General features: G+C 60.1%; 20 protein-coding genes. 9 read left to right on the forward strand and 11 right to left on the reverse strand.

The genetic code is table 11. The annotated features are described in order from the left end of the window. Window positions 1–19: 19 nt before the first annotated feature. From DX909_RS15835 to DX909_RS15855, 5 genes are all read left to right on the forward strand, one after another. A complete protein-coding gene (locus DX909_RS15835; RefSeq protein WP_128546167.1) occupies window positions 20–418 on the forward strand; it encodes an Xre family toxin-antitoxin system antitoxin in 399 nt (132 codons plus the stop codon). 26 nt (window positions 419–444) lie between these two features. Beyond that, entirely contained in the window at window positions 445–915 is a 471-nt protein-coding gene (locus tag DX909_RS15840) for an RES family NAD+ phosphorylase (protein WP_128546168.1), read from the forward strand. Between the two features lie 379 nt (window positions 916–1294). Continuing rightward, window positions 1295–4186, forward strand: a complete 2892-nt coding sequence (locus DX909_RS15845; RefSeq protein ID WP_229311066.1) for a SusC/RagA family TonB-linked outer membrane protein — start codon at window positions 1295–1297, stop codon at window positions 4184–4186. A gap of 11 nt (window positions 4187–4197) precedes the next feature. After that, entirely contained in the window at window positions 4198–5886 is a 1689-nt protein-coding gene (locus DX909_RS15850; RefSeq protein ID WP_128546170.1) for a RagB/SusD family nutrient uptake outer membrane protein, read from the forward strand. A gap of 216 nt (window positions 5887–6102) precedes the next feature. Next, complete coding sequence (locus DX909_RS15855) at window positions 6103–6894, forward strand: hypothetical protein (protein ID WP_128546171.1); 792 nt, start codon at window positions 6103–6105, stop codon at window positions 6892–6894. 18 nt (window positions 6895–6912) lie between these two features. Here the strand turns inward: DX909_RS15855 and DX909_RS15860 are convergent, their stop codons facing one another. From DX909_RS15860 to DX909_RS15880, 5 genes are all read right to left on the reverse strand, one after another. Beyond that, window positions 6913–8754 (reverse strand): cytochrome c peroxidase, encoded by a 1842-nt coding sequence (locus DX909_RS15860; RefSeq protein WP_128546172.1) that lies wholly within the window; start codon window positions 8752–8754, stop codon window positions 6913–6915. Between the two features lie 65 nt (window positions 8755–8819). Continuing rightward, the gene (locus DX909_RS15865) at window positions 8820–10283 is read right to left on the reverse strand and encodes a PhoX family protein (RefSeq protein ID WP_229311062.1); all 1464 of its coding nucleotides are present in this window, start codon (window positions 10281–10283) and stop codon (window positions 8820–8822) included. A gap of 151 nt (window positions 10284–10434) precedes the next feature. Next, window positions 10435–10902 (reverse strand): hypothetical protein, encoded by a 468-nt coding sequence (locus DX909_RS15870; protein ID WP_128546173.1) that lies wholly within the window; start codon window positions 10900–10902, stop codon window positions 10435–10437. A 117-nt stretch (window positions 10903–11019) separates the two neighbouring features. Then, window positions 11020–11400, reverse strand: a complete 381-nt coding sequence (locus DX909_RS15875) for a hypothetical protein (RefSeq protein WP_128546174.1) — start codon at window positions 11398–11400, stop codon at window positions 11020–11022. Window positions 11401–11848: 448 nt separating this feature from the next. Beyond that, window positions 11849–12184: an energy transducer TonB gene (locus DX909_RS15880; RefSeq protein ID WP_128546175.1), complete on the reverse strand. Its 336-nt coding sequence runs from the start codon at window positions 12182–12184 to the stop codon at window positions 11849–11851. Between the two features lie 308 nt (window positions 12185–12492). Here DX909_RS15880 and DX909_RS15885 point away from each other — a divergent pair, with 308 nt between their 5' ends. Further along, window positions 12493–13338: an alpha/beta fold hydrolase gene (locus DX909_RS15885; RefSeq protein ID WP_164851301.1), complete on the forward strand. Its 846-nt coding sequence runs from the start codon at window positions 12493–12495 to the stop codon at window positions 13336–13338. Between the two features lie 12 nt (window positions 13339–13350). Here the strand turns inward: DX909_RS15885 and DX909_RS15890 are convergent, their stop codons facing one another. The 3 genes from DX909_RS15890 to DX909_RS15900 form a co-directional block, all read right to left on the reverse strand. Continuing rightward, window positions 13351–14892, reverse strand: coding sequence for a sensor histidine kinase (locus tag DX909_RS15890; RefSeq protein ID WP_128546177.1), 1542 nt, complete (start codon window positions 14890–14892; stop codon window positions 13351–13353). A 194-nt stretch (window positions 14893–15086) separates the two neighbouring features. Next, complete coding sequence (locus DX909_RS15895; RefSeq protein ID WP_128546178.1) at window positions 15087–15611, reverse strand: hypothetical protein; 525 nt, start codon at window positions 15609–15611, stop codon at window positions 15087–15089. Between the two features lie 35 nt (window positions 15612–15646). Beyond that, complete coding sequence (locus tag DX909_RS15900; RefSeq protein WP_128546179.1) at window positions 15647–16003, reverse strand: PadR family transcriptional regulator; 357 nt, start codon at window positions 16001–16003, stop codon at window positions 15647–15649. Window positions 16004–16288: 285 nt separating this feature from the next. On the opposite strand from DX909_RS15900, the gene DX909_RS15905 reads away from it, so the two are divergent. Further along, window positions 16289–17326 (forward strand): ScyD/ScyE family protein, encoded by a 1038-nt coding sequence (locus tag DX909_RS15905; protein WP_128546180.1) that lies wholly within the window; start codon window positions 16289–16291, stop codon window positions 17324–17326. 83 nt (window positions 17327–17409) lie between these two features. Here the strand turns inward: DX909_RS15905 and DX909_RS15910 are convergent, their stop codons facing one another. The 3 genes from DX909_RS15910 to DX909_RS15920 form a co-directional block, all read right to left on the reverse strand. Continuing rightward, entirely contained in the window at window positions 17410–18561 is a 1152-nt protein-coding gene (locus tag DX909_RS15910; RefSeq protein ID WP_128546181.1) for an NAD(P)-binding domain-containing protein, read from the reverse strand. A 315-nt stretch (window positions 18562–18876) separates the two neighbouring features. Next, complete coding sequence (locus DX909_RS15915) at window positions 18877–20157, reverse strand: M20/M25/M40 family metallo-hydrolase (protein ID WP_128546182.1); 1281 nt, start codon at window positions 20155–20157, stop codon at window positions 18877–18879. Window positions 20158–20161: 4 nt separating this feature from the next. Further along, window positions 20162–21043 (reverse strand): AraC family transcriptional regulator, encoded by an 882-nt coding sequence (locus DX909_RS15920; protein ID WP_128546183.1) that lies wholly within the window; start codon window positions 21041–21043, stop codon window positions 20162–20164. Between the two features lie 179 nt (window positions 21044–21222). Between DX909_RS15920 and DX909_RS15925 the strand changes: the two genes are divergently transcribed. Further along, window positions 21223–22242, forward strand: a complete 1020-nt coding sequence (locus tag DX909_RS15925; protein WP_128546184.1) for a zinc-binding alcohol dehydrogenase family protein — start codon at window positions 21223–21225, stop codon at window positions 22240–22242. A gap of 23 nt (window positions 22243–22265) precedes the next feature. Then, a complete protein-coding gene (locus DX909_RS15930; RefSeq protein ID WP_128546185.1) occupies window positions 22266–22856 on the forward strand; it encodes an RNA polymerase sigma factor in 591 nt (196 codons plus the stop codon). The last annotated feature ends 94 nt before the right edge of the window (window positions 22857–22950 follow it).

Raw genomic sequence — 22950 nt, forward strand, 5'->3', positions numbered from 1 at the left:
CTGCAAATTGATTAAATCCATGCGTCAACCGGCCTCCAGCGCTGCCTCCGGCTCAAAACGACCGGTGAAGCAAAACCCGGAAGGGAGCAACATCGCCCTGGACCAACTGTCCCGGCAATTAGGCATTACTCTGAAGGAGCTTGCTCCTTTGCTTCAAATTTCTGAAAGTACCCTGCATCGGTTCCGACGGCAGACAACCATCGGCGGCCCCACTCTGGAACGGGTGGAATTATTACAAGGAATCATTCATCATGGGTTACGGGTTTACTCAGGAAATGAACAGGCCTTTCAGGACTGGCTAAGGTACCCTCTGGGGGAACTGGATGGGAGAACGCCCCTTGACTGCCTCGCAACGATTGCCGGTTTCACGCAGGTCGATGATATTTTAGGCCGAATTGAACACGGCATTTTCTTCTGATCAGTACCGCTTACCTGCCACACCCCATGCTTGTTTACCGGTTACTTCAGGCTGCGTATCGCCATGAGCCGTTGTCTGGAAAAGGAGCTGCCCTCTATGGCGGTCGCTGGAATCCGAAAGGAATATCACTGCTTTATACGACGGAATCACCTGCATTGAGCCTGCTTGAGGTCCTGGTTCACCTGAATCCCAAACATATTCCGGAATACGATCTGGCAACGATCGAGATTCCGGATTCCGTCCGCACCTATGGCATTGATGAATTGCCTTCCGGCTGGCAAAATACCGGAACTGTCCAGCCAACCCCTTCCCAGACTTTTCTGCTCGATTGGCTCAGAACGCCCAATTGCCTGACCGTAAAAATACCGAGTGCGGTTCTACCGCTCATGGCAAACTACCTTATCAACCCGCGCCACCCCCAGTTCTCAAACTGCAAAGTCGTCAGTATCGAGCGGTTCATGATCGATGAGCGGCTCTATGATCCCACCCGGCGCTGAAGCATCCCGACAAAACGACCACCTATTTCCGGCCCGGACCACCCCCGGCCAGAATCATAAAGATAGCCGGATGGGTGATACTCTACGCTCGACGCCCCTTTTTACCCCGAACCCGATGCAACATCCAGGCTTGTTTTCCCCTCGTTTGCATATATTAATTTATTTTTAAAATATTCCCCGACTAATTCAGGATTTTACTGTTTGTCCGACCTTTACCACCTCTTACCAACCAACTATTCGTATGACCCTATTCTACTCACTACCTCCATTCGGCAGGCTCTGGGGCGTTTTTCTCTGCCTCCTGTTGACCCTTCCCTTCCTCTCCGTCGCTGAGAGTCCGGCCCGGACGGCCCCTTCTTCCGCCAAAGCCGCGGTTGAAATGACCGTCAGCGGGCGGGTCACCGACGCCGGCACCAACGAGGCCCTCGCGGGCTGCACCGTCGTGCTGAAAGGCACCCAGCGCGGCACCACCACCGACGCCAACGGCGACTACAAAATCGTGGTCCCGGACGGCAACGCGGTACTGGTGTTCGGCTTCATCGGCTTTGTTTCCCAGGAAGTTCCGGTCAACAACCGCAGCACCATTAACATCTCTCTGAAGGCCACGGCCAACGAACTGTCGCAGGTGGTGGTGATCGGCTACGGCAGCGCCACCAAAAAGGACATGACCGGGGCCGTGAAGTCCATCAAAAGCACGGAATTCAACCGCGGGATCATCAACTCCCCCGAGCAGCTGCTCCAGGGCAAGGTGGCCGGCGTCAACGTGACCTCCGCCAGCGGGGAGCCGGGCGGTGTGCAGAACATTACCATCCGCGGGCCCGGTGGGGTCCGGACGGGCAGCACCCCCCTCTTCGTTCTCGACGGCATCGCCCTCGACAACTCCAGCACCGGCGGGGCCACCAACCCGCTCAACTTCCTGAACCCGCAGGACATCGAAAGCATCGACGTCCTGAAAGATGCTTCGGCCACCGCCATCTACGGCTCGCGCGGGGCCAACGGCGTCGTGCTGATCACGACCAAAAAAGGCCGGTCCGGCGCCGGAACCATCAACGTCTCGTCGAGCCTCGGCATCTCGAACCTGGCCCGTCCGCTCGAGGTCTTTTCGGCCGACGAATACCGGCGTCAGGTGCCGGCCGTCGGGGGTGTGCTGGAAGACTTCAAGGGCAATACCGACTGGCAAAAGGAGATCACCCGCACGGCCATGACCTGGAACCACAACCTCTCGTTCGGGGGCGGCACCGACAAGCTCACCTACTACGGCTCCTTCGGTGTGCAGAATCAGGAAGGCATCCTGAAAGGCAGCGGCCTCGACCGCTATACGGGCCGCATCAACCTCTCCCAGAAGTTTCTGGAAGACCGTCTCAATATCGACGTCAACCTGACGGCCTCCTCGACGGTGAACAACCGGCCGCCCATGCAGGCCATGATCGGGGGCGCCATCTCGGCCAACCCGACCATGCCGGCCTACGACGACAAAGGCCAGCCGTTCAAATACCAGAGCGGCACCAACCCGCTCATCACGCTGGCGCTGGAGAAGGACGTCACCACGACCAACCGGGTGGTGGGCAACATCTCGCCCTCGTTCAAAATCACGGAAGCCCTCGTCTACAAGCTGAACCTGGGAGTCGATAATTCCAACTCCGTCCGCGACCTGCAATCGCTGCCCAGTGCGGTGCCGCAGCAGGACGGACGGCTGGAAACCATCTATACCTTCAATCGGAATACCCTGATCGAAAACTACTTCACCTATACGCTGGCCCGTCAGGATCATAACCTGACCGCATTGCTGGGCCACTCCTACCAGAAAATTTTCGTGCAGGGCCGCAACTCCAGCATCAACAAGTTCCCGATCTCGCCCATCGAGCCGATTTATAACCCCGGCCTGGGTCAGGACCTGACGCTGGCAAACAATAAACCCGGGGGCTTCGCCGTCGAAAATGAACTGCAATCGTTCTTTTCGCGGGTGAACTACCAGTATAAGGACCGGTATCTGGCGACGGCCACCGTCCGGGCCGACGGCTCCTCGAAGTTCGGGGCCAACAACAAATACGGGATCTTCCCGTCGGTTTCGGTCGGCTGGCGGCTTTCGGAGGAGGAATTCCTGAAGTCGGGGCCGTTCTCCGACCTGAAGCTGCGGGCGGGCTGGGGTCAGACCGGGAACCAGGAAATCCCGTCGAAGATCACCCAGGCGCTGTTCACCTCGCAGGTGTCGGCCGCGACGAGCTACCCGCTGGCGGCTTCCGGGCCGTTCCCGGCCGGCACGTCCTACGCCCGGCTGGCGAACCCGGATATCCAGTGGGAAGTATCGACCCAGACCGACATCGGGCTGGATTTCGGGCTGTTCAAGGGCGCCCTCTCCGGCTCCGTCGACTACTTCCGGAAGGTGTCCAACAACATTCTGCTGGAGGTGATCCCGGCCGATCCCGTCCAGCCCGCCGGAACCACCTGGACGAACGTGCCCGACATGACCATCACCAACCAGGGCGTCGAAATCGACCTGAACTACCGCTACACCGGCCTGAGCGGCCTGCGCTTCGACCTCGGCGGAAACGTGACCTTCATCGACAACGAGGTCACCAACTCGCCCTATTCGGTGATTCCGTCCGGTTCGGCCTCCGGCTCCGGCCTGACCTCGGCCACGATCAACGGCTACATCAACGGCCAGCCCATCGGAACATTCTTCCTGAAAGAGTTTACGGGCCTCGACGACAAGGGCATCAGCACCTTCCGCGATGCCGACGGCGACGGCATCATCACCGACAAGGATCGCGTGGCCGCCGGGAGCGCCCTGCCGACGAAGCAGTACAACATCAACGGCAACCTGGCCTACAAGGGCTTCGACCTGGCCGTCAACTTCAACGGCGTATCGGGCAACAAGCTGTACGACAATACCGCCAACGCCAACTTCTACAAGCTGCGGCTGTCGAAAGGGCTGAACACCACCCCGGAGGCCGTGCAGTTTGCCAACGAGTCGATCAACAACTCGGCGCCGGTCTCGACGCGCTACCTGAAAAACGGCGCCTTCTTCCGGCTGAACAACCTCTCGCTGGGCTACAACCTCAGCCCCAAACTGATCGGCCTGAACCGCTGGGTCAGCGGCATCCGGATTTCGGCCACGGGCCAGAACCTGTTCGTCATCACGAAATACGACGGCTATGACCCGGAGGTGAACACCGACCGCACGATCAACGGCATTTCATCGTACGGCATCGACTACCTCAGCTATCCGAAAGCCCGCACCTTCGTCTTTGGCCTGAACCTTACTTTTTAACCGCCGAACTCATGAACAAGAAATTTCTCTCCCTGCTGGTTCTCGCCGGCATGACCTTCATAAACGGTTGCACGAACCTGAACGAAAAAGTGCTCGACGAAGCCTCGGTGTCGGGGCTGTCGGATAAGGAAGCCGCCGACGGCATTCTGGCCCCGGTCTACGCGCGTCTGCCGGACATCTTCCTGCATACCAACTACTTCGCCCTTCAGGAAATCTCCACCGACGAGGCCATTCTGCCCTACCGGGGCGGCACGGACTGGGGCGACAACGGGATCTACCTGGCGATGCACCAGCACACCTACACCAGCACCGACCCCAACCTGCGCAACACCTGGAACCTGATCCTTCAGGGCGTATCGCGGGCCATCACGGCCATCAACACGCTGCCGAACCTCAACGATCCGGTGACGCGCGTCTACCTGGCCGAAGCGCGGGGCATGAAGGCCTACTACGGCCTGCTGACGCTCGACCTCTTCGGGCTGGTGTTCGTGAAGGAGGACGCCACGGCCACTTCCACCATCCTGCGGGGCGAGCAGGCCGTCGAATACCTCAAGAACGAGTTTCTGGCCGTCGAGCCGGTGCTGGAAGCAAACGTCGGCCCGGGGCGGCTTTCCAAAGGGGCGGTCTGGGGGCTGCTGGCGCGGCTGCACCTGAACGCGGCCGTCTACCGCGACCCCTACGCGGCCCAGTTCACCTTCAAGCCGGAAGACATGGACAAGGTCGTCGAATATTCCGACAAGATCATCAACTCGGGCCAGTACCAGCTGTCGCGGGATTATTTCTCGATCTTCAACTCGAACAACCACGACAACAAGGAACTGGTGTTTGCGGTCGACCAGCGGGCCGAGCTGAACGGGCATAACCGGATGGCTTACTTTTCGCTTTCGGGTGACCAGTTCCCGATCCCGGCCTACCCGAACGCCAACGGCACCGACGGCCCCGCCATCACGCCCGACTACTACCGGACCTGGGTAAACGCCTACGCGCCCAAAGACCCGGCCCAGGCCGACCCGCGTTTCTACAAACAGAACCTGTCGGTCTACTCCAACCCGGCCGACTCCTGCGTGGCCGAGGCTGATTTCAACATCAACCGGGGGATTCTGCGTGGTCAGCAATACGGCCTCATCCGCCGGAACGGCGTGTTCCTGAAATGCCCCGACGGCAAGTTCAAGGTCGCCAAGCTCTACCACGACACCCGCAACAAGCCGACGCTGGCGGTGGACTTCACCGAACAGATCGACTTCACGGTGGCCGGCAGCAACTACAACACCGGTTACCGGGTCGAGAAGTATGAGTTCAGCAAGAAGTCGGTCAGCGGCCGAAACTTCGGGGAAGCCGACATCGTCATCATCCGCCTGGCCGACGTCTATCTGATGCGGGCCGAAGCCAAACTGCGCAAGAGCAACGATGCGGCCGGCGCCCTGGCCGACGTCAACACGGTGCGGGCGTCACGGACGGCCTCCTTCGCCCCCCCGGCCCTGACCACCATGAACCTCGACCTCCTGTTCCGCGAACGGGGCTTCGAGTTCTACTGGGAAATGCTGCGCCGGTCGGACATGATCCGCTTCGGCAAGTACGAGGACAAATGGACCGAAAAAACCAACGCCGACCGCCAGAAGCGCCTTTTCCCGATTCCGCAGACGGCCATCGACGGGGCCTCCAACCTGCCCGGCTACCTGAAGCAGAACGCGGGATATTGAGAGTTGGGGAGCTAAAGAGTTCGGGAGACAGCGAAGCCGATCAGGACCGGGTTGCCGGTCCTGATCGGCAGTCGTAATCAGCGTCCGACGACCGGGCTTTGGCTTGCCATGTTCGGGCCAACCGGCAATAATCGGACATTAAAGTTATCGGACGGAGGGCGTTGTGGAATGGCATTTGCTGCAAACCGTTATTGGTATAGTCTGTAGCAGTTCCCAATGAAAGGCACATCCCACCGTATTCTCAACTACGCAATCATTCTCCTTTTATCGGTTTCCTGTTCCCCCGATAAGCGTGGCCTCGAAGCCCCCGACCAGCCTTGCCGCATTGCCGAGATTACCCTCGACCGGCAGGTGATCGAACAGGAGGGGGACACGACCGACGCGGGAATGGCCGGTTTCGACCGGTATGAATACGACGAGGAAGGTCGGATCGTCCGGCACCGGTTCGCCAGTTTTCCCAAAGGCCGTCCTCTGCCCCCCCAGGAAACCCGCTATGAATACGCCGACGGGAAGTTACAGGTATTCACTGCCGCCAACCCGGATACGCCCGCGCAGTCCTACACCCTCAATGCGCAGGGTCTCTGGACCGCCCCCGAGCGCAAATACGACGCGAAAGGCTTTATCCTGGAAGAAAAAAATGAAACCGGGGCACTGCTGAGATACACCTACGCCAACGGCAATGCCGTCCGGGTGGAGTCGCAGGGCGTTCACCCGGAGACGGGACCCTATACCGCCCTCAACGAATTTGAATACGACCTGAGCCGACCCAACCTCCCGGACCTGACGCCCCACCTGGGCCGCAAAAGCGTGAACCTGCCCGTGCGCTGCCTGTTCACCAACACCAACCCGGCCGGCCGGACCCGCATCCTGTACGAATACCGCTACCGTTTCCTCCCCGACGGTCAGGTCGCGCAGCGCACCACGATCCAGAAGCTGCTCGGCCCCGACGGCTCGACCCCGATCTCGACCGTCACGACCGTCAAAAGTTACTCGATCACCTGCCGGTAAGCAGCAAATCCATAAACTTCAGAAATTTGGAGAAACAACGGCCGTCGTATCCGTCAGCGCCTTCATGAAAGCCACCAGGGCGGCTTTTTCGGGGCCGTCCAGGTTCAGGCGGTTTTCCGACAGCGTCTGCGTTTCGGAGTGAATGCCGATGCCGCGCCCTCCGCCCAGATCATAGAAATCGACCACCTCCTCCAGCGTCCCGAACGCGCCGTTGTGCATGTAGGGTGCCGTCAGAGCTACGTTCCGCACCGTAGGCGTCTTGAACAGATGCTGATGGATGGCCGCCCCGTTGTGGCCGCCCTTGCCCCGGTCGGGGTCGAGCCGGCCGCCCTTCCGAACGAACCGCTCCGGCACACCCAGGTTCTCGCTCTCGCTTTTTTCGAAATGCGGGGGCACCAGGCCGTTGGTCAGGGGCAGAAAATGGCAGGTGGCGCAGCGTCCCTTTCCCGCAAACAGATTGAAACCCAGCACCTCCTGCGCGTTCAGCGCCGAACGCTCGCCCCGTACGTAGCGGTCGAACCGGCTGTTCAGGCCGATTAGCGTCCGCTGGTAGGCGGCCAGGGCGTTGCGGATGTTGAAGGACGTCACCCCGTCGGTATAGGCGTTGGCGAACAGGGCGGCATAGGCCGGCCGGTTTTTCAGTTCGGCCACCACCTTGTCGAACGAGCCGTGCATCTCGTCGGCATTCGTCACCACGTCGGTGGCCTGGTCTTCGAGGAAGCTCACCCGTGAGTCGGCGAACAGTGCCCGCTGAAGCCCTACGTTCCAGAGCGTGGGCGTATTCCGCCGGATGGGTTTCCGGCCGTCGAGGGCCAGATTCCGGGCCAGGCCGTCCGTAAAGGCCCGGTCGGGCTGGTGACAGCCGGCGCAGGAGCGATTGCCGTCGCCCGACAGCACCGGGTCGAAGAACAGTTTCCGCCCCAGCAGCACCCGCGCGGGCGTGGTACGGTGAGCCGGACCGGGGGCGTAATGATCGGCGGAAAAGGCTCCCGCGTCGAAGAGGGTGCGGGCGTCGGCCCGAAGGCCCCGCGACTCCCGGAACGGCTCGAAACCGAGCGCTTTCTGGGCATCGAGCAGCAAACCGCCGAGCGGGTTGGCAATTTCGGTGATGAACGCCATCCGGTCGAAGCGGTTGAAAGCCTCCGCTCCGGTCGGTTTCTTCAGATAACCGTCGGCCCGCGCAGACAGCACCTCCAGGCCGCCGGCCAGCGTCGGGTCTTTGCGTTCCAGCGCCGGACGGTAAATGGCGAGATAGCTACGCAGTGACCGGACAGCCACGCGGGCTTCGGGCAGCGACGACAGCGCCACCGGGGCATCGAAGCCGGTGATGCCCAGACTCACGATCCGGAATACCTCCAGCCGCAGGGCGTCGAAAAGGTGGGCGTCGGTCATGGGGTTGTTCTGCGCCACCACATTCAGCCGCCGGGCGTTGGCCTGGAGCATGGCGACCTGCCGCTTCAGTTCGGGAAGGGCGTCGGGGTCCGGAGCCGGAAACAGCAGCGGTTCGATGACCTGGAGTCCTTCCGGCGCGATGGTTTTGGCGTCGGACTCCTCATACTCCGGGATGGGCGCCCCGTTGATGGCTTTGGCCGTGGCGGGGAAGTAGTATTCGGCGAGCCATTCGACCTGTTTCCAGGCCAGCCGGGTTTGCAGGAAAGCCGTCCGCCGGGCCGCCGGGTCGCCGGATTCAACGGTTTTCTTCAGGGCCGCCACGGCGGTTTCGAAGGCCGCCACGTCGGCCAGAAATTGTCTCTGGACCCGCTCGACGGTGGTCGCGGCCGGGGCTTCGCTCCGGCGGAAGCCGAAATAGGCCGCCACCAGGGCCAGAAGGGCCAGTCCGGCCAGAAGAGTGCGTTTCATGGGAGAAAGGAAAATTCCTGCCGGAATGCCCCGGCAGGAATCGGATTATACGAGATCAAACGTGGTTAACGGGGAAGCCCTTTGATGACCAGCAGCTGGCTGGCCTGATTTTCGGAAAGCCGCTTGGAGCCGCCGTCGACGCCCTTGTAGGCATCGCCCGTCCAGGTGTGGCCCTGAACGCCGAAGACGAAGGTGTTCGGAACGCCGATGACGTCGGAAATGTCGATCAGACCGCTGCTTTCCCAGGAACCCAGCTTCGACAGCCCGCCGACGTTGTATCTGGCGGCATCCGGCTGGTTCCGGCGGTGGTCGAGTTCAAACACCGCTTTCAGTTCTCCGTTGGTCAGGTTATATTGATAGATATAGGCGTCGTGAGTTTCGTCGTTGTACCCGTTCGGGTCTTCCTGAATGTAGGCGTAGTTATTGGTCACCAGGATGTTGTCCGGGTTCTGGAAGGTTTTGGCAATGCCGCTGCGGTCGTCGCCGTCCAGAATCAGCTGGAGTTTGCCTTTCAGCGGGTTCGTTTCGTCCAGAACCAGCTTGTACACCCGGCCGTACTTCGAGCGGCTGTAGTCGGCGTTGACGCCGGTGTTGTTCTGGCCCGTCACCGTGAAATATACCTCCCGGCCGTTGGCTCCACCCCCTTTGCGGTAGTCGGCGTCCTCGACGCGGCCGAACTTGACGGCGCTCAGTTCATCGGCTTTCTGGTTCAGTTGCAGGCCCGTCAGGGCGGCATGGTTCTCAATTTTGACGAACTCGATGTCGTGGACTTCGCCGACCTTCAGCGCCGTTTCCTTCTGGTTCAGGTCTTTCCGGCGCAGGAAATAGTAGCTGCCGTTGTCGAGGTCGCCGACGGAGTTGCCCACGTACAGGATGACCTGCCCGCCGTAGGTGCCGCTGTCGTCGTCGCCGATCAGGATCAGCGTTTTACCGGCATAGGCGGTTTTCGGCAGGGGCAGCGCGTTTTCGGCGCTCTGACGGCCCAGGGCCGGTTTTTCCTTGGTAACGCCGGCCGTCGAGGGGTCACCGTAGGGGTTCACGGCATGAATGCGCGAATCTTCCCCGCTTTCCCCGCAGGTCAGGAACAGCGGCCCGAAACCGTGTTCCTCCGGAGTCGCCAGGGTGGCCGAGCAAAGCCGCCACTGCGCGCCGTCGGAGTTCAGCAGGTATTCGCCCTTGACGGGTTTGAACGTCGGATCCAGCGTCAGCCGCGACACCGCAAAATTGTCTTCGTTGTTGACCAGCATCGTAAACGAGCCGTCGTTGTTTTTCAGCAGTCCCATCCCGTCGGCCGAACCGCCGAAAACGAAATTAGGGGACTGCGTTAATTTATCGTCGGAACTGACGAGCGAATAAACGTCCAGACCTTCGAAGCCGCGCATTTTCTTCACCAGCGCGGGCGTCGCCGACTGGTTGGTCAGGAGGGCCGAGGTCTGCGGAGTCTGGTGATCGGTGACGGTACAGCCGGCCAGGGTCAGGGCCAGCAGGGAAGCGACCTGAGAAGCCAGGTAAACGTGGGTAAGTTTCATAAAGGAATGAAGCGTGAGTAGGGTTGCTTTGTCGCCCGCAAAGAAAGCACCCGGCTTTTACCTCATTTTTACCGAAAGTTTACGACTGGGAGAAGTTTGGTCAAACTGAAATAATAGAAATAAAACAGCCCTGACACCCTTTGAAAACGAATTATTTCGTATCATCCCTCTCGGCCAGGTAGCGTAAATGCCGGACGGAAGACTGAAGGCAGGCGATGCGTCTGAGCAGGGCGGCTTTCGGAACCCGGGCGGACAGCGAAACGCTAAGCGACTGAAAATGAACCTCTATATCTAAATCCGGCGCGAAGCCGGCCGCCTGCCGGGCAGGAGCCAGCAGCAGCACGTCGTGAACCCGGTGCCGGATGTCGTCGGTTACCGAACGAAGCGCCGGGCCGGGCAGGTCATACATGACCCCGGTCTGCAACACGGTGAGGGCGGAATCCAGCCCCGCCAGGGTGTGCCGGTCGAGGGCGCTGAGGGCTTCGATGCCCGGATCGGCAGGTGTGTGGCCGGCGGCAACTGAAACCGGCAGGAGCGCAAACCGGTAACCACCCCAGCCGGCCAGGGCGGCCAGAAGCAGCAGCCGGATACGAATCGAGACAAGGGAGATAGACTTCACGCAGTGGGGTCGGGTAGTTTCCGCAAAGGTCGGTATCCCGGGTGAAGCCAGTGTGACGGCATTGTAAAGTTTGTGTCATGCCCGCACGACTGCGCAGGCATGACACAAACGACGGGATCAGGCTTCCGTATTCTCGGCCAGCAGTTTCACACCGGTCGGTTTGGCGGAGTTTTTCCGGCCGACCGCCACCGGGCCTGCACTTTCCGGAGAAGCACTGTACAGGTCGGCCTGCTCGCTTTTCAGCGAGGGAGCCGGCCGGTCCTTCTTCTTTTTGTCGGCCTTTTTGGCCAGCGTCTTTACTTTCTTCCGGGATTTTTCGGCCTCTTTTTCTCTTTTCTTCTCCTCCTTCTTAAAGAGCTTCGTGAGTTTGTCGGCCAGTTTTTCCGCCGACTTTTCAATGGCTTTCTTTACTTTTTTGGACTGCCCTCCGACCTCATTCACCCTGGTTTCAATCGAACCTGCAATATCCGAAGCCAACTTCTTTTTCCCTGCTTTCATAAAGCTGTAGGTTAATTTTTAGTGTCTACAAAAAAATCTACAAACCAATACGAAAAAAAGCTGGGAAACAAAAGTCCAATGTTAACTTTCTGTTAAGTTTTATACGAAATAAATTCCTGAAAGTCAAGCCATTCCGTATTTATTTTCCTCAACTCCTTTCCGACCGGACCTTCCCGGCGATAAAACTGGAAGGTCCGGTCGTCGCTCCTGGTCACGAACCGCCCGTACCGGCAGCGATCGTTCAGCGAACCGAAACCGTTTCCGAACCGTCGCGCTGCAGCGCACTGACCCGAATCGTTTTAACCACGGAATGGAGGGGAGAGTTTTGCGAAGTTTCTTCCGGTGCGGTCCGGATTTCGGGAAATTCTCAAGGGCAGAAAACAAAAGAGCCGGCTCCCAGCGGGAACCGGCTCTAACCTACAGTTAAACCTCTTAAATGAACACTACACTAATTGGAAGACTGGAATCGCAGACGAACCCACTGAACGTGGCCGGTTTCGGCCTCCGGCACCCGGAGTTTCCGGCCGGTCAGCCGGCGCACCAGCGTCTCGTTCAGTTCGGTATTCGCGGTATGGACCTGCAGATCGGCCAGGCGGTGGTCGGCGTCCAGTCGGAAGCTGACGACCACCACGCCGGACCGGCCGGAATCCCGGAGCAGGTCGGGGTAAACGATATATCTTGACAATTGGGCGGCAACGGTTTCCGTCGAGGGTTTGCGGGACGGACCGGCTACGGTCGCCGAAACGAGCAGCAGAAAAAGGGGAAGGATGCGAAAAGTTTTCATCGGATTTGTTGTGTGGATCATTGACGAATCAAAGGTACACAGCCTGCGCTGCGAAAAAGTCCTGCCGGAGAACGCGCTGATTGAAAGCCGATTATCCTCCGCCGAAACCGGGGTTTCAGCGGCTGTATTATTAAACGGCAAAACCGCCGTTCGGCCGGGCCTCCCCGTCGGCTCCGAAACGGCTCCGGATTATGTCCGGCGGGATTCGTCTTTCATCGGTCCAGGCCGGGCTTACGACCCCGGACGGCCCGGCGGCCGGCCACTCAACCGGCGGCCCGCCTATTTTTGTTTCGCCATACCAGCACATCATGCAGACCGAAACCATTTATAAAACCGCTGCGGGAAAGCTACAGGTTTTATCCCATTACGATACCGCCCTGGCAAACTGGCCGGTTCCGTTCGAAACCCAGACCCTATCGACCCGCCACGGCGACACCTTTCTGATCACCTGCGGCAAAGCGGGCGCTCCGGCGCTGGTGCTGCTGCACGGTGCCAATTCCAACGCGGTGTCCTGGATCAGAGACGTGGCGGAATATAGCAGACACTATAGCGTCTATCTGTTGGATCTACCCGGCGAACCCGGCAAAAGCGCCCCCAACCGGCTGCCGTTTCAGGGATACGGCTACGCCGAATGGCTGGAAGATGTGCGGATCGGGCTGCGGCTGAAGCAGTTTTCGCTGGCCGGTCTCTCGCAGGGGGGCTGGACGGCGCTGCGCTATGCAACGCTGTATCCCGGGCGCATCGAGAAGCTCGTGCTGATCAATCCGGCAGGGGTGGTGCCGACCAATGCCTCTTTCACGCTGCGGGCCGTGTTCTTTTCCCTGTTTGGAAAAGCCGGTATCCGGCAGGTCAACCGGCTCGTCGTCGGTCGGCGGTCCGTCGACCCGAAGGCGCTGGCCTACATGGACACGGTGCTGGGGAACGTCCGGCCCCGGATCGAAAAGGAATATCTCTTTACGGATGAGGAACTGGACCGGCTGACGATGCCGGTGCTGCTGCTGGCCGGAGCGCAGGACGTAACGCGGCCGGCGCAGGTCACTGCCGCCCGGCTCGCCCGCCATATCCTGCGGCTGAAAATCCGGATCATCCCCGGCATGGGGCATGTGCTGCTCGACGGCAGCCGGGATGTTCTGACCTTTCTGGAGGGGCGCTGAGCGATGGCCGCATCAGGCCGGAAGATAGACCAGGAAGGTGGTACCGCGGTTGGGTTCGCTGCGGGCGGTGATGGCTCCGCCATGGTTGTCGACGACCTTGCGGCAGATGCTGAGCCCGAGGCCGCTGCCGGCGTACTGGCTCTTTCCGTGCAGCCGCCTGAAGACCTGAAAAATGCGGTCGCGGTATTTTTCGTCGAAGCCGATGCCGTTGTCGACCACCCGGATTTCCCAGAGGGTTTCGGGCGGATCGGTAAAGCGGTCGGAGGTTATGGACGGGTCCAGTTCGCCCTTATGAATTCTCCGGCCGGAAATCCAGACCTGACAGGGCACATCGCCCTTCCTGAATTTTACGGCGTTGGAAAGCAGTTGGTAGAACAGTTGATAAAGCTGGGCCGAATCCCCCGCCACCTCGGGCAGTTCCGTGGTATGGATGACGGCTTCGGCCAGGATGTCGGCATTCCGGAGGTCTTCGGTGATGCGGCCCAGCAAGCCGTCGAGCGATACCCGCTGGAACGTTTCCGTGCGGTTGAGAATGCGGGAGTAGGTAAGCAGGTCGGCCACGAGGTTCGACATCCGGGCCGCAGCCGACTGGATGCGGTTGATGAGCTCACGGTTGCCCGAATCCTCCACCAGGGCGGGCTGGAGGCTGAGGGCTTTCCCGAAGAGCTGAATTTTCCGGAGCGGCTCCTGCAGATCATGCGAAACCATATGAATCATTTCCTGGGCCTGTTCGCGCGCGAACGTGAGTTCACGAACCGCCTTCTGGGCGTCGAGCCGGGCCTGCCGGATGGGCGTTGCATCCATAATCATCGCCACGACGCCGTTCCGGCCCTGCGGCCAGGCCGACACGTCGAGCCAGCGGTGGATGCCGTCGCCGTCATACTGAAACTCCCGCCGGGCAGACTGGCGGTTTCCGGCCACCTGCGCAAACAGGTCGAACAGCCGAAACCGGCGGTATTGGGGCAGTTTTTGGCCGAGCGGGCCGCCGTCGAGCAGATACTCCAGCGACCATCCGAATAAAATGGAAGTGGCCTGGTTGGAAAACAGAACCCGGAAATCGTCGACCACGCCCCCGGGGCCGGGAATGGGTTCGAGCACCATCATGCTGACCGGCGAAGCGTCGAACATCCTCCCGAAAACCGGGTGTTCCTGCTGCATCGGGCTGAGGTCTTCGTACGACAGCACCAGCCCGTCGCCCTGCCAGACGGCCCGGAGGCTGAGCCAGCAGGGCCGGCCGTCGACCGGATGCGCAAAGCCGGTCTGGAAAGGCTGCCCCGTTTCGGCCACGCGCACGAGCGCCCCCGTCAGCTCGGAGACGGAGGCCGGAAAGCCGTGTTCCGTCAGGGTCCGGCGGAGCAGTTCGTCCGGGGGCCGCTGCAGGAGAAGCGCGTAAGCCTGGTTTACTTCAAGGGCCTGAAAATCGGAAATCCGGTTCTGATGGTCCCGAATGGGCCGAAAAAAAGCCATGGCGACCGCCGTGGCGTCCACCATCGACCGCAATACCTCAGCCTGTTGCTGAATCGGGGTAATCGTATCCGTAGGTTGGGAAGTCATGCACTGCGTCCGTTAAGAACGGCGCAACTTAACACCAAACTATTTATCAGACAAATTTAATTATCCAATGGATCCTTCCAGACGGAAACAAATCCGCCTTCAATGGGTCTACACAGAGTATAAATACCGAATTTGAAAATGAAAAATTATTCAGTCTGGCGCCGAATAAACAGACACAATAAGGTAGAAAATACTCATTCTGCCGTCCGGTATTTGTCCTGAACATGCTGGTGAAACCATCGGCCCAGAGCGAGCGTGACGCCCAGCAGCCCCGTGATCCACATCAGACCGGTCGTGCTCAGATACGACCAGTTTTTCGTCCCGATGCCGTTCATGAGCGACATGAGCAGCAGGACCATGCCCAGGCCCATCATCAGGGCGTTGCCGAGGTTCCGGCGGTAGGCCTGCCGCAGGTCGTAGGCTCCGTAAGCCTTGTTCCGGAACTCGAAAACGATGTCGTCGAGGCTGGCCTGCTGGAGCTGCTCGTCGGACAGGGTCAGTTCACAGCGGTAGGTTTCGCTCAGGTGCCGGACAGCGATGGCGTTGGCGTCCATCAGCACTTTATCGAGGGCCGATTCGAAGGGCAGGCCGATCCATACATAGTGTTCGATTTCGCAGGCCAGATGGTCGACCAGTTCGCTCAGGAGCGCATCGCCCGAACCGTTGCGGAGCAGGTGGCCCTGTACTTTCGCTAATTGCTGCGGAGTAAGCTTTGTCATGGTGTTCTTGCGTTTGTCGACTAACCATTTCTTTTTTAGCGGCTTACGGAAGCCAGCGACGGCGGGGGCTGCAAAAGGGTACGCATCACTTCGACGAACCGTTCAAACTCCGAAACCTTCTGAACGGCGGTTTCACTGCCGCGCGGAGTCAGGGAATAATACTTCCGCAGCCGTCCGTCGACCTCGACCGATTCGGTCACCAGAAATCCTTCCTGTTCCAGTTTGTGCAGCACCGGATACAGTGCCCCGAACGTCAGGGTCACTTCTCCCTGCGTCCGCTCCTTAACCGACTGCGTGATTTCATACCCATACATGCGGCCGTGTTCAGACAGCAGTTTAAGAACGATGGTTTTCAAAGTACCACGCAAAAATTCATTTCCGGATGATTCCATAGCTGACAGTGGATGAAGCTCCTCGATTGTTGAAAGTAAATATATGAAGGTTGCCAATATATCCTACTAAAAACAGCTTAATTTTTTAAACGACCGAATATTTTTATTCATAGGACAACCCGGTCGCCGAATAATAAATTAAAACGTGTCGATACATCTAACTTAGGCAACGGCCTGCCTCAACCTTTTCATTTCGAATATATTGCCGCGCTTTTCAGGTACGGACAGGCAACCTTTTCCAACCCTGCTTCGTATCCGTTCAGATTTAACCAAAACCTCTCTCTCATGCAGCACAAATTCACATTTCTCCGGTCTATGCGGGCACTCCTGCTGGCCGGAATCAGCGCCCTTGTGGTCAGTAGTTGCGTCCAGGATCACAAGGTTCCGCAGCCCACCAAACTCAGCGGCAGCGGCTTTGCCGCCGGACTCAAGTTTCCCATCGGCCTGACGGTCGGAAAAGGCGAGGTGCTCTTCGTCACCGAAACCGGAACGGGGAACAACGACGGTCAGGTGACGGCCATCACCCCGGACGGGCAGAAATACCCGGTCATCACGGGCTTCCCCTCCGTGATCAGCCCCGAAGGCAGCCCGGCCGGTCTGGCGCACCTGAAATACAAGGACGGCAAGCTGTACATTCTGCACGGGATTCTGGGCCGCCTGTATGTCTACGACATTTCCGCCTTCACACCGGGCGTGACCCCGGCGGTGGCGGCCGGCGGCCTGCCTTTCGAGGACATCGCCGGGTTTGTGGCCTCCATCGATTTTACGACCCTGAATTTCCCCGACACGGGCGAATCCGACCCCTATAATCTGACGTTCGGTCCCGACGGCAAAATTTACATTACGGACGCCGGCGCCAACATCGTGATCCGGCGGAACAGCGTCGGCAGCTTCGAGGTGTTCGCCACGGTTCCGAGCATCGCGACCGGTATCGTCTCAGGTGGCCCCCCGACAGTAGAATCGGTGCCGACCGGCATCGTGTATGACGGCAGCAAGTTCCTGGTGACCTCCCTGACGGGCCTTCCCTTCCCGGCTGGTGTGGCAAAAATTTTCCAGATCACGCCCGCCGGCGCCCTAACCGACTACAAAACCGGTTTTACGGGCCTGACCGACATCATCCTGTCGCCGGGTAACAAGCCGGTCGTGACCGAGTTCGGCTTCGGCCCTCCGGGCGGCCGGGTCGCCAGCGGTGAGGATGCCGCCGTGACGCTGCTTTCTCCCGTTGCCACCGCCGTCAGCATCGAACTGAGCCTGACCTTCCCCGACACGTATTACGTCCTGAGCTACGGCCCGGGGACGATCCAGAAAGTGACCGCCGAATAAGGCAAACCCGTTAACAAAAAACGGTCGGACGCCGGGGCGCTCCCGTTGGGAACTCCGGCATCCGGCCGTTTTTTGTTGGGGCTTCAGATTCCTTCTTCCGTCCGTTCGAGCGCCGACCCGATGATCCGGGCCGCCGACCGCACCGCAATCGTAAAGCCGAAAAAAGGCCCGAATGTCCGGCTCGCCGGCAAACTGCTGAAGTACAGGCCCGGCACCGAACTCTGGAAAGCCGGATCGAGGACCGGGAAACCCTGCTCGACGGCCAGTTCCCGCACCAGCGACGCATCCAGAAACGGCAGCCCCCGGATATCCACCTGGTAGCCCGTCGCGGCAATCACTTCATCGACCGGCAGGACTTTCCCCGAATCAAGGCCCACCAGCAGGCTTCCGTCCGGCTGGAGCGCCACCCGGTTCACCTGCGTGCGCGGATGCAGCCGCACCTGCGGCCCCGCGATCCGGTTTTCCAGCCAGGGTTCGAGCTGAAGCCGCCCCTCTCTCCAGAGATGGGCCCGGTGTTCTTCCTGCTGCTCATCGGAGAGCTGACGGAACCAGGACGGATTGTCGACCATCCCATCGACCAGCGGTTCAACCCACGACCAGTCGGAGGGGGTAAAGCGGGGGGTATCGTGCCGGTAACTGAGGTCGATGCGCGCGGCTCCGGCTTCGCTCAGGAGAGCCGCCCATTCGAAGGCACTCTGCCGCCCGCCGACGATCAGCACCCGCCGGTCCCGGTAAGCTCCCGGATCGACGGCATCGCGCGTGTGCCGGATGCGGCCGGGCGGAGTCAATGCCAGCAGCGCCGGGGGGATATGGGCGAAGGAATAAAAGCCGGTGGCCACCACCACGCGCCGGGCCAGCACCCGGCTGCCGTCGTCGAGCGTCACCCGAAAACCGCCGTCTTCGCGCCGGACGGCGGTGACCCGGGCGGGCCGGGCCGCAATGTCGGCCCGGTTCGTAAACCAGTCGGTATAGTTCAGATACGTTTCGCGGGAAATCGGCTTGACGGCGGCCGGGTTCTCTCCCCGTTCCAGAAAAAACCGTTCGAGCGTAAACCGGCCGTCGGGGTCGAGGTGCCAGCCCACCCCCGACCGCAGCAGCATACCGGGGGGCATATGGTTCCGCCAGAATTCCATCGGCCGGCCGATCAGCCGGAAATCAAGGTTGCGCCGACGCAGGTAAGCCGCCAGGCTCAGTCCAAACGGACCGGCCCCGACAATCAGGGTCCGGGTTTCCAGGGTGGTTCGTTGTTTGCAGTTTCATACTTCGGGGAAACAAGATAAGAAATATCGCCGGAAGACCACCCTCCGGCCCTCTCCCTGGTAAGGAGGGGGTGTTTTTGTCTTCCCGTGCTTTTGTCATCCCGAGGAACGAGGAACCTTGTGCTTCGGCACTCATGGTGACCGGTTATTGGGCCAAAAGATCCCTCCTGCGTCGGGATGTCAAAGAGTGGCGCAGCAAAGCCCCTCCCTGGCAAGGAGGGGTTGGGGGTGGTCTTCCGCGACGCTTCCGTCATTTCAGCCACAAGTAAAATGACGGAAGCCGGTTGGGTTCTACTTCGTCAGCCGGTAGATGAGCAGGGCGGCCCGCTGGATCAGCAGCGGATACTCTTTCAGGTTGATGGTCTCCTCGATGCTGTGGGCGCCCCGGCCCGAAGCGCCCAGACCGTCGAGGCAGGGCAGGTATTGGGCCACGAACGAGACGTCGCCGGCCCCGCGCGCACCCGGGTCGCCGGAAAGCACCGGCCCCAGCCCCATGTCGCGGCTGAGCTGGTCGACCACTTTCCGCAGGTTCTCGTTCTTGTCCGAAGGCTCCATGGCCGGGATGCCGTCCTCGAAGGTGATGGTGGCTTTGGTCAGCGGCAGGCTCTTTTCGACGATCTCACGCATCCGGGCGCGGGCGCTTTCCTTCTGGGCTTCGGAGATGAACCGCAGGTCGCCCTTGACGAGGGCCACCGGGGCTACGATGTTGGTCTTGCCGCTGGTTTCGGCTTTGGCCGAGGCCGCATCATAGCGGACGTCGGAGCCGCCGACGATCAGGCCGGGGTTGAATGTCAGGTACTTCTCCTGCCCCAGCGCCCGCCGGAACTCGTTCAGGATGCGGGCGGCTTCGAAGATGGCCCCGTAGCCGAGGTCGCTGAAAATCCGCGACGAGTGGCCCGTCCGGGAGGCAATTTTCAGCGTCCAGCTGCTGGAACCCCGTCGTCCGGTGGTGACGTGGGTCAGCCCCTGCGCCCCCTCGAAGGCCAGCGCCAGGTCGCATTTCCGGGCCCGTTCGATGAAATCGCGCCGGCTTTCAGGGCCGCCACCGCTCTCCTCGTCGCCCGTGAAATAGACCGTTATGGAGGTGTCGTCGAGGAGGCCGTGGGCGTGCAGCGCTTTCAGGGCCGCGATGATCAGCACGTCGCCCCCCTTCATGTCGTTGGCGCCCTGGCCGGCGGCCGTCGAGTCGTTCACGCGGGTAAAGGGATCGAACGGCAGGCTCTTTTCAAAGACCGTGTCGAGGTGGCCGATCAGGAACAGTTTTTTCCCCCGATTGCCTTGGCGCGTCGCCACCAGGTGCCCTGCCCGCCCGAGCGAATCCGGCAGCGGCACCCACTCGGTTTTAAAGCCGAGCTTCTCAAATTCGGCGGCCATCAGCCGGCCGTTCTCCCGGACACCCTCCAGGTTCAGCGTCCCGCTGTTGACATTGACGACTTTTTCAAGAAACTGCTCCGTTTCGGGCTGAATCTGCCGGGCCGTGGCCAGGACTTTTTTCTCGACGGCCGACAGCGACTGTCCGGAAACCAGGCCGGAGAGAGACAGGAAAAATGCAGTGACGTACAGTTTGAGCATACAATCAGACGGGTTTTTCGGCGTAGGCTTTCTGGTAGTTCTGGGGGCTTTTGCCCGTAATGGCCTTGAAGTATTTGTGAAAGCAGGTAAAGCTGTTGAAGCCGCTTTCGTAACAGAGCTGTTTGATGCTCAGGTTATTATCGATCAGCAGCTTGCAGGCGTACCCGACCCGGATTTCCTGGAGAAACTGCGAGTAGGTCTTGCCCGTCCGGGATTTGAAATACCGGCAGAAGGAGTTGGGCACCAGCCCGGCCACCGAAGCGATCTCCTCCAGCGCAATCTTCTGGCGGAAGTGCCGGAAGGTGTAGTCGTAGATGATGTTGATCCGCTCGTTTTCCGACTCCGGGAAATTATACTGAAAACCCAGCGACGACAGCACCACCACCTGCTCCGGCCGGGCCGTGGCCACCGCCATCAGACACTCGACCAGCCCCAGAATGCGGTAGGGACCTTCCGCCTGATGAAGTTTTTCCATCAGGTCCATCACCCGCGCCCGCAGGTCACCCCGCAGCAGAATGCCGCGCCGGGCTTTCTCCAGCACGGTTTTCAGCGGTTTGTTCTCCGGCAGATTCAGAAACCGGTCGCCCCAGAAGTTTTCCGTGAAATGGACTACCGTGGCGAAGGGCGATTCCTGCTGCCCCTCCCGGAAACAGCCGTCGTCATACCGCCAGTAGTGCGGCAGGTTCGACCCGACCAGCACCACGTCGCCCGGCTCGAACCGCTTGATGTGGTCGCCGACGAACTGGGTGCCGCTGCCTTTGTGAAACCGGATCAGTTCCACCTCCGGATGGTAGTGCCAGGAGTTGTTGACGTTCGGAATCCGGTCCTGACGGACGCTGAATGAATGCGAGGGGTTAGTCGGGACCTTGAGAAGGTGGGGCTTCATACGATAAATATTCTCTTAAAAAACCGATACCTCTCTAAAGTATGTTAAAATCTGTTACTACTCGGGTAAAAATAGACAAATAGTTATTTCTAAATATTTTTCCTTTGCATTGTTCAATTCCCCGATTCAGCCGAAGCCGGCCGAACCGGAGCCGATTTCTGATAGACAACCTGAGAACGATGGAAATGCTGGTCTGTACCACTCCCGGACAATTTGAATACCGACAGGGCGAAAAGCCGCAACCCGCGCCGGGAATGGCCATTCTCCGCATCCGCCGGATCGGCATCTGCGGCACGGATCTTCACGCCTTCGAGGGCACGCAGCCTTATTTTCAATACCCGCGCATTCTGGGCCACGAGCTGGCCGGAGAACTGGTGGAAGCGGACGGCGCCGACGGCTTTGAACCGGGCGAAACCGTGACCTTCATTCCCTATTTCAACTGCGGCACCTGCGTCGCCTGCCGGGCCGGCAAATCCAACTGCTGCGCCCGGCTGGAGGTAGCGGGCGTCCACATCGACGGCGGGATGACCGAATACCTGTCGGTGCCCTCCTATTCGCTGGTCCACGGCGGGGGGCTGAGCTTCGACGAACTGGCGCTGGTGGAGCCGCTCGCCATCGGGGCGCACGGCGTCCGGCGGGCGGGCATCCAGCCCGGCGAGTTCGTGCTGGTGATCGGGGCCGGGCCGATCGGGCTGGGCGTGATGGAGTTTGCCCGGATTGCCGGCGCCGAAGTCATCGCCATGGACCTTAATGAGAGCCGGCTGGCGTTCTGCGCCGAAAACCTCGGGATTCCGCACACGGTGAACGCCCGTGCATCCGACGTCATGGAACGGCTCCGTACGCTGACCGGGGGCGACATGCCGACGGTGGTCATCGACGCCACCGGCAACCTGACGGCCATCAACAACAGCTTTGCCTACCTGGCCCACGGTGCCCGCTACGTGCTGGTCGGCTTGCAGAAAGGCGACATTAGGCTGAGCCATCCGGAGTTTCATAAACGGGAAGCCACGCTGATGAGCAGCCGCAACGCCACCCGCCAGGACTTTGAACACGTGATCGGCTGTATGAAGCAGGGCCTCATCCGCCCGACCACCTACATCACCCACCGGGTGCTGTTCGGGGAAGTGAAGGAGCAGTTCCGGAGCTGGCTGGACCCGGCCCGCGGAGTCATCAAGGCCATGATCGAGATCGATACCTAACCCTTAATTCTCAGACGACACCGATGAGCTACAGAACCGTTACCATGGCTGAAAACGAACAGTTGCTCTGGGCGCAGTTTCAGGAGGGCGACCCGGCTGCGTTCGGATGTCTGATCAGGAAATACTACCGACCGCTGTTCCAGTATTCGACCCGGTTCACCCGCGACCGCGCCCAGATCGAAGACTGCATTCAGGACTGTTTCCTGTATCTCTGGGAACACCGCCAGGGCCTGAGCGTGCCGGTATCGGTGAAGCTGTATCTGCTGAAATCGCTCCGCAACCGCCTGCTGCTGGAGATCAAAAAGGCGTCGGGAACGGCCACCTCGACCCTTTCGGAGGCAGATGCCGAAACCGACAATGTCGAACAGTGGCTGATTCAGGAAGAAACCGGTCTGGAACACCTACAGCGGCTGAAGCACCTGGTGGCGCGGCTGCCCGAGCGCCAGCGGGAAGCACTATACCTGAAATACTTCGAAGACCTCTCCAACGACCAGATCGCCCAGGTGATGGGAATTAACAGGCAGTCGGCGGCCAATTTCCTGTTCCGCGCCCTCGGCGCCCTGCGCGAACACTGGTACCAGCTCCCCGCCCTGCTGGTCTGCTTCTTTTATTAGACCGGAAGTTACCCCTTCAAACCCTCCATTTATTCAGTCGAAAGCCCCGCGGGTTGATCTTCCCTCGTGTCCGGCCGGAGGCTGCCCTACATTT

The organism is Larkinella soli, from assembly GCF_003703975.1.
GTDB lineage: Bacteria > Bacteroidota > Bacteroidia > Cytophagales > Spirosomataceae > Larkinella > Larkinella soli.

Excerpts from the sequence above, each read along its gene's own strand:
- DX909_RS15835 (WP_128546167.1), top strand. The coding sequence starts at position 20 with ATGCGTCAACCGGCCTCCAGCGCTGCCTCCGGCTCAAAACGACCGGTG.
- DX909_RS15840 (WP_128546168.1), top strand. The coding sequence starts at position 445 with ATGCTTGTTTACCGGTTACTTCAGGCTGCGTATCGCCATGAGCCGTTG.
- DX909_RS15900 (WP_128546179.1), bottom strand. The coding sequence starts at position 16,003 with ATGGAATCATCCGGAAATGAATTTTTGCGTGGTACTTTGAAAACCATC.
- DX909_RS15865 (WP_229311062.1), bottom strand. The coding sequence starts at position 10,283 with ATGAAACTTACCCACGTTTACCTGGCTTCTCAGGTCGCTTCCCTGCTG.
- DX909_RS15845 (WP_229311066.1), top strand. The coding sequence starts at position 1,295 with ATGACCGTCAGCGGGCGGGTCACCGACGCCGGCACCAACGAGGCCCTC.
- DX909_RS15885 (WP_164851301.1), top strand. The coding sequence starts at position 12,493 with ATGCAGACCGAAACCATTTATAAAACCGCTGCGGGAAAGCTACAGGTT.
- DX909_RS15915 (WP_128546182.1), bottom strand. The coding sequence starts at position 20,157 with ATGCTCAAACTGTACGTCACTGCATTTTTCCTGTCTCTCTCCGGCCTG.
- DX909_RS15920 (WP_128546183.1), bottom strand. The coding sequence starts at position 21,043 with ATGAAGCCCCACCTTCTCAAGGTCCCGACTAACCCCTCGCATTCATTC.
- DX909_RS15860 (WP_128546172.1), bottom strand. The coding sequence starts at position 8,754 with ATGAAACGCACTCTTCTGGCCGGACTGGCCCTTCTGGCCCTGGTGGCG.
- DX909_RS15850 (WP_128546170.1), top strand. The coding sequence starts at position 4,198 with ATGAACAAGAAATTTCTCTCCCTGCTGGTTCTCGCCGGCATGACCTTC.
- DX909_RS15880 (WP_128546175.1), bottom strand. The coding sequence starts at position 12,184 with ATGAAAACTTTTCGCATCCTTCCCCTTTTTCTGCTGCTCGTTTCGGCG.
- DX909_RS15890 (WP_128546177.1), bottom strand. The coding sequence starts at position 14,892 with ATGACTTCCCAACCTACGGATACGATTACCCCGATTCAGCAACAGGCT.
- DX909_RS15930 (WP_128546185.1), top strand. The coding sequence starts at position 22,266 with ATGAGCTACAGAACCGTTACCATGGCTGAAAACGAACAGTTGCTCTGG.
- DX909_RS15895 (WP_128546178.1), bottom strand. The coding sequence starts at position 15,611 with ATGACAAAGCTTACTCCGCAGCAATTAGCGAAAGTACAGGGCCACCTG.
- DX909_RS15925 (WP_128546184.1), top strand. The coding sequence starts at position 21,223 with ATGGAAATGCTGGTCTGTACCACTCCCGGACAATTTGAATACCGACAG.
- DX909_RS15855 (WP_128546171.1), top strand. The coding sequence starts at position 6,103 with ATGAAAGGCACATCCCACCGTATTCTCAACTACGCAATCATTCTCCTT.
- DX909_RS15905 (WP_128546180.1), top strand. The coding sequence starts at position 16,289 with ATGCAGCACAAATTCACATTTCTCCGGTCTATGCGGGCACTCCTGCTG.
- DX909_RS15875 (WP_128546174.1), bottom strand. The coding sequence starts at position 11,400 with ATGAAAGCAGGGAAAAAGAAGTTGGCTTCGGATATTGCAGGTTCGATT.